Genomic DNA, 11,696 nt, shown 5'->3' with positions numbered 1-11,696 from the left:
CCATTTCTCAAAGCATGGAGGCATTGCGTCGGGTGTAGTTTCCTTCATGGGTATTTTTCAACGTGAACTTCTTATCTGGCATGGATCATAACTCATTTGGTTTTAATTCATTGTTTAAGTCCCGTTAGGAGAGGGTTAGGGAGAGGTCAACAAAATTGTTAGTCAATCAGGAATAAAATATGGTGGAAATAACTGCAAAAGTCGTCCAACAACTGCGCTTAAAAACAGGTGCAGGCATGATGAATTGTAAAAAAGCGCTGAATGAAACTAATGGCGATATGACCAAAGCGATCGCATTTCTGCGGCAAAATCAAATAATGCAGACTTGTATAGGAGGAGGCAATCGTATTGCCGCAGAAGGAATTATTGACAGCTACATCCATACTGGCGGTAAAGTCGGCGTGCTAGTAGAAGTAAACTGCGAAACTGACTTTGTAAGTCGCAGTGAAGTATTCCAAACCTTAGTGCGAAGCATCGCTATGCAAATTGCGGCTTGTCCAAATGTAGAATACGTAAAAGTAGCAGATATTCCGGCTGAAATTGTCAAGAAAGAAACAGAAATCGAAATGGGGCGGGATGACCTAGCTAACAAACCAGCAAATATCAAAGAAAAAATTGTTCAGGGACGAATCGAAAAGCGCCTGAAAGAAATGTCTTTGATGGATCAGCCTTACATTCGCGACCAAAGTATCGTGGTAGAAGAACTGGTAAAGCAAAGTGTCGCCCAACTCGCCGAAAATATTCAAGTGCGTCGCTTTGTCCGCTTTGAGTTAAGTGAAGGCATTGAAAAGCCAGTAAGTAACTTTGCCGAAGAAGTTGCAGCACAAATGGGCGGTAGTTAATAAAGCTGACAGCTTATACTTGTGGGGTAGACATCTTGTCTGCCCTACTTGCTTCAGAATCGTTAATCTACTTCTACTCAGCACTTCCAAAATAGGATAATCTCAATAATAAAAAGTTGAAACAATGGCAAGCCCTTCCCTGCCAGTTCAAGAAATACCGAGAGAACACACCCATCGAGTTATCCTGCAAGGAGTTAGTTGGCAAACTTATCAAGCATTGTTAACTGAGATGGGGGATAATCGTTCTTCTCGTCTTGCCTACGATCGAGGTGTATTAGAAATCACAATGCCGTCCGACCGCCACGAAACCAACACGAAGCTTTTGGAACGGATGATCGAGGCATTAACTGAAGAGTTGGATTTACCAATCAAAGGATTTCGTTCAACAACCCTAAATCGAGAAGACTTACAGCGTGGTGCAGAACCAGATTCTTGCTACTACATCCAAAATGTTGAGCGCATTCAAGGTAGAACGGTAGACTTAAACATCGACCCTGCACCTGATCTGGTAATTGAGGTTGATATTACCAGTCCTTCTAGTAGAAGACTGGTAATTTATAAACAGTTAGGAGTTTCTGAAGTTTGGCGTTATGTTGGGCAGCGGGTAGAAATTTACCAGTTACACTCAGAAAGTTATAATCTCTGCGAGAATAGCCCAACTTTTACATTTGTATCTGTTGAAATTATCAATCAATTTTTACAGCAGGCAGAAACCCAGGATGATACTACCTTTATTCGTGCTTGGCGTAAGTGGATAAGGGAAAAAGTGCGGGAAAAAGAGGTTTAGTAAGGATGCGATCGCGCTTTTCGAGTTGAGTCGTGTAAATTCGATAAACACCGTTGCCAGTGTAATTTGATTAACCCATTAATGCTTATAGAGTGTTCAAAATGTCCACTCCATTTTTATTACGTTTTTTTAGGTTGGTAGCCCTATCCAAATCAAAAATAGTGTTAAGATAGGGCTGATTGAAATATTGCTTTGTTCTGGAAAAACAATGATTGTAAAAAAGCTAACCTCTGAAGATATAGAGAAAAGGAAAGAAGAATTGGCTGCTAGACTTAGGTCTTTTCTTGAAGCATCTCCTTTGTACACAAAACTTAAAATTGATTTGTCTTGTGTAACTCAAACAGGTGATTTTTTTATTGATAATCGCGTTAATGTCATTTCAAAAGAATGCTCAATCTGCGGAGCAAAGCGTGATTTTAAGAATAATCAAGGAACAATAGTAGTACAGGAGCATCTCAAAGCAAGAATCAAAGTTCAAGTACAGAATATACGAACAGAGATTATTCATCTTCAATTTACCTGTACGATTTGTAAAGAAGAGGAGGCTTTATTTTTCATAGAATCTAACAAAGAAGAAGGTTGGATTCGCAAAATTGGACAAGTTCCTCCGTTTGATATTTCTATTCCTAAAGAAATTGTTAAAGAACTTGGTCAGGATGCAGAACTTTACAAACGCGCTCGTATGTGCATGAGCCAATCTCACGGTGTAGGAGCCTGTGCCTACTTGAGACGATTGGTTGAAAATCAGATCAATGTATGGCTAAAACTTATTTATGAACTTAAGGAGTATGAAAATGCAGACTCTGAAGAACTGAAGAAAATAGATGATGCCATAAAGAGTCGGAACTTCTCCCAAAAAACCGAAATTACTTACCAATCTGCGCCGAAGAGTCTAATCGTTGAAGGTGTCAACCCTTTTAAGCTAATTCATGATCATCTAAGCGGTGGTCTGCATGGTCTTGATGAAGACCGTTGTACGGAAATTGCTGTAGAACTATCTGAGATTGTGGAATACGTCGTCTCTGAGCTTAATAGAGAGAACAAATCTAAGAAAAAGTTCTTAGAGAAAATAAGAAAAGTCCAAAAGTAGGAACTACTCTTTGATTTAACTCAAGCAGTAGGCTGTGTTAGCAACAGCGTAATACAGCCTACTGATTAAAATATAAAACGCGATCGTTCATAATTTAAATTGATGAAATTACCAACATAACTATGACGCAATCAACAGCTACCGAGTATAAATATGTGCTTCTCGATGAACGTAACGTCCCTTTCATTGCTGGAACTTCGATGAAAGTAGTTGAATTAATTACTTCTGTAAAAGCTTATGGTTGGAGTCCCGAAGAGTTGCACTATAACTATCCTCATTTGACTATGAGTCAAATTTATTCTACCTTAGCTTATTACTGGGATAATAAAGAAGAGATTGATGCAGATATTGAGCGGCGATTACAGTATGCTGAAAAGTTACGCCAAGAAGCAGGAGAATCTCCTTTAGTTGCCAGACTGCGATCGCAAGGTCTATTAAAATGACTGTGGCTCTTTACATGGATGAAAATGTTAATCGAGCCATTACAGATGGTTTACGCCTGCGAGATGTAGATGTCCTTACAGTACAGGAAGACGGTCGCGCTGGAACACCTGACCCCATTATACTTAACCGTGCTTTGGAACTTCAGCGCGTCTTGTTTTCACAAGATGAGGATTTTTTAGCTGAAGCAAATCGCCGTCAACAGGAAGGTATATACTTTGTTGGTGTCATCTACGCTCATCAATTAGTTGTTCCAATTGGGAAGTGTATCAGCGATTTGGAACTGATTGCTAAACTTGCCGAACCAGATGAATTAGCTAACCACGTTCAATACTTACCCTTGTAATTTCCAGTTATAAATTAGAATTGGCGTTTGAGTTCTTCAACGAAAATCACCCTTCTATATTGAGAGATCCCACCTTCTCTCACAAACAGCGATCGCATATCTCTAGCGTTAAAGAGGTGCTAGATGACTTGATAGCCAACGGCACACGGATTAGTCAACGGCTTTATGATGATGCCTTGACGATCGCAGAAGAGTAGAGCAATAATGTAGTACATGTATTACAAATAGCGGCGCTGCTTTGGGAAATTGCTTACCAAGCGGTTTGATTTGTGTAGTGCTTCGCACTAACGCGCTGCTTCGCTAACGCATTTAAATATTTAACAATTATCTAACTTTAAAGTAGGTGAGACTGATGACAAAAACTCTCAATCATGTTGACTTGTGCTTTGTAATTGATACAACTGGCAGTATGGGTGGTTTCATCCAAGAAGCAAAACAACAATTGTTGGATACAATTCGCCTGTTGTCTGCTGATAGCGATATCGATCTGCAAGTTGGTTTAGTAGAATACCGCGATCACCCTCCACAAGACACGACTTTTGTAACTCGCATCTATCCGCTGACTGCAAATTTGCAGGAGATGCAGAAGAACATCAACAAACTAGAGGCTGACGGTGGTGGAGATCATCCGGAAGCGGTTTATGATGGCGTTCTGGATGCGGCTAACCAGATGAAGTGGAGACGCAACAGTTGTCGTTTCATCTTGCTGGTGGGTGATGCGCCGCCACACGGTTTCCAGGCAGATCGAGACAGCGACGGCTTCACGCATACCGATTCGGCGCGGTACCCTAATGGTTTAACGGTGCAGTGGGTGACGGCGGCGGCGGAAAATCAGCGGGTGACGGTTCATGCGCTGTGCATGGGAGGCGATCGCTCTTGCGTGCAGTCGTTTACCGCGAACCGACAAGGTCGGCGCTTCGCTATCGCAACTGGCACAGGCGGACAATGTGCATCTGTACGCGATGCTAAAGATGTCATCTGTCAAATAGTGACGATGTTAAAAGGCGAATTTCGTGACTTAGAATTTGACCGTAAAGTGTTACAAAATGTGCAACGTCTGGGTAATCTAGATATAAGCGCTACAGCTGACGCTCTCGGTTGTCCAAGACTGCAAGTTGCATCTGCGATCGCACGACTTGGAAAGCGAGGTTTTCTAGAGTTTTGAGTTTTGAATTAACTTAAAACTCAAAATTTTCATCGCTGGCGTGACCTAACCTTGTAGAGCATACATACTTTAGTACGAGAGGAACAGTAATATAGCAGTCCTATTTGATTAGTGAAGAATAACGAACCGCAGAGGACGCAGAGAGCGCAGAGAAAGAAAAGAGAAAGTTTTCAAACTCACTTAGGATTGCTATAGTGGCTTCGACTTGAGTTTATCAGCAAACGTGGGAGTAAGGAGCAAAGAACCTGGGAGTTAAGCTGCTTAAGTAGCTATGCTTTAAAAAGTGTGTAATAACTCGCCCAGTGCAGTTCCTTCTCTTGTCGCGATCGCGCGAGATATCTTAACTTTCACGCAAGCAATCCCTAATATATATAATTAATGGCTAAACAACGACTCGACACCTTATTAGTAGAACTGGATTTATGCGCCTCCCGACAGTTAGCACAGCGGCTAATTCGGGCTGGGGAAGTTATGGTAAATCAGCAAGTCATTGATAAGCCGGGAACTGAGGTGGATACCACGGCGCAAATTAAAATTAAAGAGCGATCGCGTTTTGTTTCTAGAGGCGGAGAAAAACTTATCCATGCACTTGAAGAATTTGGCATTTCCGTACCCGATCGAATCTGCTTAGATGGCGGCATTTCTACTGGCGGATTCACCGATTGTTTGCTGCAAGCTGGGGCAAAAAAAGTTTATGGCATTGATGTCGGTTACGGACAAGTTGACTGGGGTTTACGCAACGATGCGCGGGTAGTTTTGAAAGAACGGACTAATCTGCGCTATCTCACACCCGATGAATTGTATGGTGGCGAACAGCTAGCAGATTTAGCGGTTGTGGATGTGTCGTTTATTTCCCTAACCAAAATTCTTGATGCTTTGTGGAAGTTGACACAGCCTCCCAGAGAAGCGGTATTGCTAGTGAAACCGCAGTTTGAAGTCGGGCGCGAACGTGTTGGTAAAAAAGGTGTGGTGCGAGATCCTGACGATCAGGCAGATGCTATTTTCCAAGTGTTACAAGCAGCGCAACCCTTGGGATGGCAATATCGCGGCTTAAATTGGTCGCCAGTGACGGGTCCTGCTGGTAATATCGAGTATCTGTTGTGGTTAGATATGGATAGCGCCACACCACCGCCGAGTTTGCAAGCAATTAGACAGATTACCGAATCCGCTACATCTCACTTTCGAGATAATCTTAAATCGTAAATTTTTCTGTCAATTTTGATACCGTTTGCCTCCATTCAGGTCAAATTGAGACAGAAGCAAGTCTTAAAAGCAGAGGGTCAAAGCATGAGTACCCAAGACCAGGCGCGGGAATTGATGGCGCAGCACCGTCACCACGACGACCACTTACACGAGTCTATGCGAAGCCGTGCAGAGGCTGAGGTGAACCAAACCCACGCTGCTGACGCCCATACCCAAGAACAGGCGCGGGAATTGATGTCGCAGCACCGTCACCATGACGAACATTTACAAGAGTCAATGTTAAATCGTGCAGAAGCTGAATTAGGTGCTAGCAATAATGCTGCTAACTCTTCTCAAGAGTAATTTCGCTGTGAAGTAGGTGGGTTAATCACAAGTGTCAAAGAATATTTTGAACCACAAAGACACTAAGAAACCAAGATAGAGAACTTTGTGCTTTCTTAGTGCCTTTGTGGCTTTGTGGTTAATCTTACCAAAATTGCTTTTTGAACCACTAAGACACTAAGACACAAAGATAGAGAACTTTGTGGTTAATTGTCATTTAACTATTGCAACAATTCCTGCCGCAAGCGATAAAGAATTGTATTCGGTTCTACCTGGTTGAGAATCTCTTGAATAACCGTATTGGCTCCCAACTGCCCCCAGGTGCAGCCTTGCTCTAGATACACCTGCGCCGCCCGACCAACTGCATAGGCTCCATATCCAGCGATACCAGCTTGGGCGATCGCTGCACTGCCATAAGCGGTAATATTCGTGGGATTCTCCCCAGCACCAATCGCCGCCGCACTCTTGCCCAACCCGAAAACTAAACTACTGCCTAATTCACCCAACAGCAAGCCGCCCGAACTAAACAGAATGGTTTTCCAAAGCTTTCCAACTTCATAACCAGTCATCGGCAGCCCATACAGCCGCGCCAAGGAGCGAATCAGCGCCAAATCCGCCACCGTTCCTCCCAAGACATCCAAAACAGCAATCGGATTGAGAGCAACAGCGATCGCTTTGTATCTTACATAGCTCCAAATTAGCTGCTCCGCCTCAGTTTCACGAGCTGCCACCACTTTCTGAGCAATGCTTGCTTCAGCTTCTCTTGCCTGAACTAAGGCATTGAGCGCTAAAAGCGATCGCCCTTCTCGATTCAGAATACCCAAAATCTTCTGCTTCAACTCATCCACCTGTGACGGCGGCGTCTCCCATTCCTGAGTTACGCGACCATCGGGCCACTCCACTCGCACCTCCAGCGGTGCAGGTTCCGCCGCCACCATCACAATTTCATCCTCTTGTAAAGATGCGAGCGATCGCCTCTCCCGACTACCAGCACCCAGAATTTGCAACTGTTGATAAATTGCTTGTCGGTCTTGCTCCGGATACAGGTCAATCTTGTTAAATACTAAAATTAAAGGCTTCTGGCTCAGTCGCAATTCGCACAGCGCCTGATACTCCGTTCGCGTGATATCACCCGCCACCACAAACAAAATCAGGTCAGATTGACGCGCCACCTCCCGCGCCATTTCGGCTCGCGCTTGCCCCTGAATTTCATCCAATCCAGGCGTATCAATCAATTCCACCTGCACCTTACCAGCCGCGTTAGGCGTCCAGCGCACGGAACGGGGCCACTGAGTCACACCATTAAGCGGCCCAGTTTGCAGAATTTTCTGTCCCACTAAGGCATTTAACACCGCTGATTTGCCGCGACTGACCAAACCAAAAGCGGCTATCCGAATCACACCCTGGTCTAACTTATCAAGCGTAGACTTCAAAAAATCCAGTTCAGTTTGCAGCGCTGCGGTTGCTTCTAATTTTGAGGGATGCCGTTGGCTGCGAGTGTGGGAATACCAAGACAGCGCTTGCCGCAGACTAGCACGAGCGCGATTGAAGTGAGTTTCTTGCAGATTGGTGCGTGCAGAGGATGTGTGACCCCCAGCAGTTGCATTCGTTTGGGATAATTGAGGATGGCTCAAGGCTAAATTAGAAGAAGCTACAGATCCATTTTCGCGCGATATCTCATTGCGATCGCTTGATTGCACTCTACCTGAAATGAAAAATCAACTTTTTTGCTCTCTTTTCCTAACCACCTTCCTGGTTGGTGGCTATCCCACAATTGATGCAGTGCAAGCTGAGCAATCGATTCTACTCGCTCAGTCGGTATGGAAGCAATTCTCTTCCAGAGGAGGAGGCTTCACCGTGTTGATGCCCGGTACACCTAACCAAAGTCAGCAAACACTCCAGACTAAAGGTGGACCAATTAAAGTGCAACTCTTTCAGGCTTTCCGACCTAATCAAGCAGGTTATGTAGTTGGTTATTCCGATCTCCCGGCTAATCTGATCAAGACTCCTCGTGATGTTAACGATTTCTTTGCTGGGGCAATTTATGGATTTACAAATAGTTCAAAAGGGAAGCTATTAAGCCAACGTAACATTAATTTGGGAAGTTCACCCGGAAGAGAATTCAAAGTGCAACTCTCTCAAGGAGTAATTGTTAAAAGTAGATTTTATTTGGTAAATCGGAGACGATTTTACCAGGTTTTCGTAGTAACAGATAAAGAACAAGACTTAGTTAAAAGTATTGATGGTTTTTTGAATTCCTTCAAGCTTACTAAAAATTCGTCGGCATCGCCAAAAGTCCCAAAGGAAAATCTCAACGCTTCGTTACAAAAGGCAGTCTGCGCTCAAAACTGGATGCAAGCGATCAAAGTAATCGATCGGATGAGAAAGATTGTTGGCGATCCAAACACTCAAAGTCAGTTAGTCGCCTATCGACAGCAATTACAAGGTTTGGCGAATTCTAAAGTACCCGTTCCTGCCTCAGTCCTTACTGGTTGCACCGCTGCTCGATAAGCGAAACAAACACGCAACAACTATAGCAATCCTATTTTAGTTGTGAGCCAGCGGTTCCTATCCCGGACTTCGTAAGAGTTGCCCTAGGATCTCGCCTTCACGAATCATTTAGGATTGCGATCGCACTGGATTCTCCATTTTCAGTTTGCTATCAATTCGCGGGCACTCTCGCAGCTAGGACGAGCCAGAAGTCTGGGATATGGCTCCGAAGCAAATTCTTGGTCTGGGTTGCTTAATAAATAGCGATCGCAGACCCCAAATAGTTCAGCCTCAGTCTGGGATTGGCGCATATTTTTTAAGAAAGATCCGGCGGCATCCACACTCTGACCGATGTAATTTAGATACATCTTCATATAACTAACCCGCGCTTTCTCCGGTACCGTCAATGCTGTCATCGTTCGACGCAGTAGCTCAATGTAGTCGCGAACTTCACCCAAAGTTACGATAGAAACAGGTTCACCGCTCAGGTATTGGCGAATTTGCTTAAAAATCCAAGGATTTCGGATCGCAGCGCGACCGATCATCACCCCTGCTGCGCCTGTCGTGTCCAGAACGGCTGCTGCTGTTGCGGCAGATGTCACGTTCCCGTTGGCTAAAACTGGGCAATTAACCCGTTGTACGGCATGGGCAATCAGATCGTAATGCACGTTGCTATGATACATCTCCTTAACAGTACGACCGTGCAAGCTCAGCAAATCGATGTCGTACAGGTTAATCAGGTCGAGGATACGATCGAAGTTAGCGGTATCTTCAAAGCCAATTCGCATTTTGACAGTCAAAAGCCCATCGACAGCCCCCCTCAATTCGCTAAGGATTTGGCTAATCTTTTCGGGATCGCGTAACAGTCCTCCACCCACGTTTTTACGATAAATTCTTGGCGCAGGGCATCCCATATTCAGGTCGATACCCGCTACTGGATAGCGACTCAGTTCTTTAGCAATGCGTACTAGATCGGAAATGCTCTCACCAATGAGCTGAGCAAAAATGGGGCGTCCAGTGGAGTTTTCTGTAATCGATCTGAGGATGTTTTTATCCAAACCGGAACTGGTGTGGACGCGAAAATACTCAGTAAAGAAATAATCGGGACTGCCATAGTTAGCGATCGCGCTCATGAATAGCAGATCCGTCACATCTTGCATAGGAGCAAGCGCCGTTAATTTCAGTCCCGGATACATAGGAGGCGGAAGGAAAGCGGATTGTGACATTTGCGCGATCGGTTGATATTGGATAACAAATTATTTGTCGTGATTAACAAACTTCTTGTCACTAAGACTGAAAAGCTTGAAAGCTTGTAGAATTGCGACTTTGATCGTTCCATCCTTGGGCATTATGCTTGAAGTGAGATGGAAGGTAGGTGCGGTAAGCGAAGCTATGCTCCTAGAGCTTATCGCTCATATTGGCGTATATGCAAAGCAGAAGTATCTGTTGGGTTTTCTTGCGTCAACTTAATATCTGGCGAACTTGCGATCGCACTCTACTGAAAGTCGGATGCTGAGACGCGCCCTTCCATCGGCTCATATTCATCTTCTAGCAACCAATTCTGGGCTTCTTCGTAAGTTGAGCTGGTAAATATGACTTTGTAACCCTCGGCAGGATCGTACACGCACCAGTGTCCTGCCTGGTTGCTAAGAAGTAGCAATATATAGGGAGGTGATAACATTGGATCGAGCCAGACTTCTGCAAAGTGCCAATTATCCCTCACTGGATCGAGTCCGGGGAATGACGTGATATCGGTTTTCTGCATCAATTTTCACCTCTCCATAGAACAGTGGAGTTCTCGAACCATCATCAGGACTGATTCTGTAACCAATTGGTTCAGTAAAAAATAACCCGTAACGCTCGTATCCCCTGATGATGCCTGTGTACTCTCCTCTTTCTATAATGGCTTGGGCAACTCTGTCCATTGTGGCTTCATCGTTGAAAACATGAGCAGATTGTCCTCGTCTCAACAACCTTTGCACTTGAGTTGTATCCGGTAGATGTTTGGCGATATGCCGGAGATCGAGGATAATTTCACGGTCAATGCCACTCATGGAATTTGATCGTCAAATCCCATGAGCATATCAGGCTTAGCGATCGCATCTTGCTCGTCCTCTGGCAGTTTCTCAAGCTCTGCAATGACGCGCTGAAGTAATTCAGTCATGGTTCCAAAACGTAGGTAATTCTCTACGAGGCATCATAGCAATAGACAGCGATCGCCTCCTTGCGACGCTAACAGCTAAACTCATCAGCTACGATCGCATTATTACTCTAAGTCTTCTTCAGTAAGCTCAGCATCCTTCAGGAGGCTTCTCAAAGTACCAGTAGGCAGATCCCGATTGCCATGAACAGGAATGGAGAGAATGACGCTGATATCTTCCTTTGCATAGATATTGGTGGCTACCAGTGACTCGTTTTAGTTCCCAACCATGTCGCTCAACAATCTTACCAAGAGCCTTACCGGAAACCGACTTCATACAGATAGCTCAATCAATTGTTTCTCAGGCTCAAGCTCTTGGCGCTGACTAGCAACTTCCAGCCAACCTTGAATAGCGTCTTCTAGCATCTCCAACAGTTGCTCGTAGCTTTCTCCCCAAGTGTGACAGCCTGGTAGAGCAGGTACAGAACCACACCATACTCCATCTTCCTGCCAGATGACTGCCTTAATTTTCATAATCTATCTCTCACAGCACTGTGCCTAGATTTTAGTGTAGCTATGCGATCGCCCATCCACAATCTCGACCTAAGAGCGAACTGACAAGTCAGCGCTTCGCTATCGCATCCTTGGAACGCTAACAGCTAAACTCATCAGCGACAGATCACCCCTCACCAAAGCCCAACGCTCGTGCGTGAGATGGAAGGTAGGCACGGGATAGGCACGGGAAGCGAAGCTATGCTCGAAGAGCTTATCGCTTATATTGGCATAGATGTTGAGCAGAAGTAGGTGTTGGGTTTCCTTGCGTCAACTTAATATCTGGTGAGCTTGCGATCGCACTGTCCGGTGTAGCGGT

At 44.7% G+C, this 11,696-nt stretch carries 15 protein-coding genes and 1 pseudogene; 10 read left to right on the top strand and 6 right to left on the bottom strand.

The genetic code is table 11. The annotated features are described in order from the left end of the window. Window positions 1-179 precede the first annotated feature (179 nt). The 9 genes from AC2VDX_RS01955 (at window position 180) to AC2VDX_RS01915 (ending at window position 6,216) form a co-directional block, all read left to right on the top strand. Window positions 180-842, top strand: coding sequence for a translation elongation factor Ts (locus AC2VDX_RS01955; RefSeq protein ID WP_378174662.1), 663 nt, complete (start codon window positions 180-182; stop codon window positions 840-842). A gap of 124 nt (window positions 843-966) precedes the next feature. Then, window positions 967-1,629: a Uma2 family endonuclease gene (locus tag AC2VDX_RS01950; protein WP_378174665.1), complete on the top strand. Its 663-nt coding sequence runs from the start codon at window positions 967-969 to the stop codon at window positions 1,627-1,629. A 208-nt stretch (window positions 1,630-1,837) separates the two neighbouring features. Next, window positions 1,838-2,719 carry a hypothetical protein gene (locus AC2VDX_RS01945; RefSeq protein ID WP_378174668.1) on the top strand — a complete coding sequence of 294 codons (882 nt, stop codon included), beginning with the start codon at window positions 1,838-1,840 and terminating at the stop codon, window positions 2,717-2,719. A gap of 122 nt (window positions 2,720-2,841) precedes the next feature. Further along, entirely contained in the window at window positions 2,842-3,162 is a 321-nt protein-coding gene (locus AC2VDX_RS01940; protein ID WP_378174671.1) for a DUF433 domain-containing protein, read from the top strand. Further along, complete coding sequence (locus tag AC2VDX_RS01935) at window positions 3,159-3,506, top strand: DUF5615 family PIN-like protein (protein ID WP_378174674.1); 348 nt, start codon at window positions 3,159-3,161, stop codon at window positions 3,504-3,506. Before AC2VDX_RS01940 ends, AC2VDX_RS01935 begins: the two co-directional genes overlap by 4 nt. A 20-nt stretch (window positions 3,507-3,526) precedes the next feature. Continuing rightward, window positions 3,527-3,703: a DUF3368 domain-containing protein gene (locus AC2VDX_RS01930; RefSeq protein ID WP_378174677.1), complete on the top strand. Its 177-nt coding sequence runs from the start codon at window positions 3,527-3,529 to the stop codon at window positions 3,701-3,703. 155 nt (window positions 3,704-3,858) lie between these two features. Beyond that, the gene (locus tag AC2VDX_RS01925) at window positions 3,859-4,671 is read left to right on the top strand and encodes a vWA domain-containing protein (protein ID WP_378174680.1); all 813 of its coding nucleotides are present in this window, start codon (window positions 3,859-3,861) and stop codon (window positions 4,669-4,671) included. 378 nt (window positions 4,672-5,049) lie between these two features. Next, a complete protein-coding gene (locus AC2VDX_RS01920) occupies window positions 5,050-5,874 on the top strand; it encodes a TlyA family RNA methyltransferase (RefSeq protein WP_378174683.1) in 825 nt (274 codons plus the stop codon). A gap of 84 nt (window positions 5,875-5,958) precedes the next feature. Beyond that, a complete protein-coding gene (locus AC2VDX_RS01915) occupies window positions 5,959-6,216 on the top strand; it encodes a hypothetical protein (RefSeq protein ID WP_378174686.1) in 258 nt (85 codons plus the stop codon). A 200-nt stretch (window positions 6,217-6,416) separates the two neighbouring features. Here AC2VDX_RS01915 and AC2VDX_RS01910 read toward each other — a convergent pair whose 3' ends face one another. Then, window positions 6,417-7,760: a GTP-binding protein gene (locus AC2VDX_RS01910; protein WP_378174781.1), complete on the bottom strand. Its 1,344-nt coding sequence runs from the start codon at window positions 7,758-7,760 to the stop codon at window positions 6,417-6,419. Between the two features lie 145 nt (window positions 7,761-7,905). On the opposite strand from AC2VDX_RS01910, the gene AC2VDX_RS01905 reads away from it, so the two are divergent. Next, window positions 7,906-8,706 carry a hypothetical protein gene (locus tag AC2VDX_RS01905; protein WP_378174689.1) on the top strand — a complete coding sequence of 267 codons (801 nt, stop codon included), beginning with the start codon at window positions 7,906-7,908 and terminating at the stop codon, window positions 8,704-8,706. A 140-nt stretch (window positions 8,707-8,846) separates the two neighbouring features. On the opposite strand, the gene AC2VDX_RS01900 is transcribed toward AC2VDX_RS01905, so the two are convergent. From AC2VDX_RS01900 to AC2VDX_RS01880, 5 genes and pseudogenes are all read right to left on the bottom strand, one after another. Beyond that, window positions 8,847-9,911 (bottom strand): tRNA dihydrouridine synthase, encoded by a 1,065-nt coding sequence (locus tag AC2VDX_RS01900; RefSeq protein WP_378174692.1) that lies wholly within the window; start codon window positions 9,909-9,911, stop codon window positions 8,847-8,849. A gap of 269 nt (window positions 9,912-10,180) precedes the next feature. Then, the gene (locus tag AC2VDX_RS01895; RefSeq protein ID WP_378174695.1) at window positions 10,181-10,450 is read right to left on the bottom strand and encodes a hypothetical protein; all 270 of its coding nucleotides are present in this window, start codon (window positions 10,448-10,450) and stop codon (window positions 10,181-10,183) included. Continuing rightward, a complete protein-coding gene (locus AC2VDX_RS01890; protein ID WP_378174698.1) occupies window positions 10,398-10,739 on the bottom strand; it encodes a DUF6972 family protein in 342 nt (113 codons plus the stop codon). Before AC2VDX_RS01890 ends, AC2VDX_RS01895 begins: the two co-directional genes overlap by 53 nt. 212 nt (window positions 10,740-10,951) lie before the next feature. Next, window positions 10,952-11,162, bottom strand: a pseudogene (locus tag AC2VDX_RS01885) (type II toxin-antitoxin system HicA family toxin). After that, window positions 11,159-11,359: a type II toxin-antitoxin system HicB family antitoxin gene (locus AC2VDX_RS01880; protein ID WP_378174701.1), complete on the bottom strand. Its 201-nt coding sequence runs from the start codon at window positions 11,357-11,359 to the stop codon at window positions 11,159-11,161. The pseudogene AC2VDX_RS01885 and the gene AC2VDX_RS01880 overlap by 4 nt, the downstream one beginning before the upstream one ends. Window positions 11,360-11,696 lie beyond the last annotated feature (337 nt).

It is taken from the genome of Coleofasciculus sp. H7-1, assembly GCF_057473865.1.
Note: the sequence above shows the minus strand (reverse complement) of the source record. Positions and strands in the feature narration are given on the sequence as shown.

Excerpts from the sequence above, each read along its gene's own strand:
- AC2VDX_RS01955 (WP_378174662.1), top strand. The coding sequence starts at position 180 with ATGGTGGAAATAACTGCAAAAGTCGTCCAACAACTGCGCTTAAAAACA.
- AC2VDX_RS01950 (WP_378174665.1), top strand. The coding sequence starts at position 967 with ATGGCAAGCCCTTCCCTGCCAGTTCAAGAAATACCGAGAGAACACACC.
- AC2VDX_RS01945 (WP_378174668.1), top strand. The coding sequence starts at position 1,838 with ATGATTGTAAAAAAGCTAACCTCTGAAGATATAGAGAAAAGGAAAGAA.
- AC2VDX_RS01940 (WP_378174671.1), top strand. The coding sequence starts at position 2,842 with ATGACGCAATCAACAGCTACCGAGTATAAATATGTGCTTCTCGATGAA.
- AC2VDX_RS01935 (WP_378174674.1), top strand. The coding sequence starts at position 3,159 with ATGACTGTGGCTCTTTACATGGATGAAAATGTTAATCGAGCCATTACA.
- AC2VDX_RS01925 (WP_378174680.1), top strand. The coding sequence starts at position 3,859 with ATGACAAAAACTCTCAATCATGTTGACTTGTGCTTTGTAATTGATACA.
- AC2VDX_RS01920 (WP_378174683.1), top strand. The coding sequence starts at position 5,050 with ATGGCTAAACAACGACTCGACACCTTATTAGTAGAACTGGATTTATGC.
- AC2VDX_RS01915 (WP_378174686.1), top strand. The coding sequence starts at position 5,959 with ATGAGTACCCAAGACCAGGCGCGGGAATTGATGGCGCAGCACCGTCAC.
- AC2VDX_RS01905 (WP_378174689.1), top strand. The coding sequence starts at position 7,906 with ATGAAAAATCAACTTTTTTGCTCTCTTTTCCTAACCACCTTCCTGGTT.
- AC2VDX_RS01900 (WP_378174692.1), bottom strand. The coding sequence starts at position 9,911 with ATGTCACAATCCGCTTTCCTTCCGCCTCCTATGTATCCGGGACTGAAA.
- AC2VDX_RS01895 (WP_378174695.1), bottom strand. The coding sequence starts at position 10,450 with ATGCAGAAAACCGATATCACGTCATTCCCCGGACTCGATCCAGTGAGG.
- AC2VDX_RS01890 (WP_378174698.1), bottom strand. The coding sequence starts at position 10,739 with ATGAGTGGCATTGACCGTGAAATTATCCTCGATCTCCGGCATATCGCC.
- AC2VDX_RS01880 (WP_378174701.1), bottom strand. The coding sequence starts at position 11,359 with ATGAAAATTAAGGCAGTCATCTGGCAGGAAGATGGAGTATGGTGTGGT.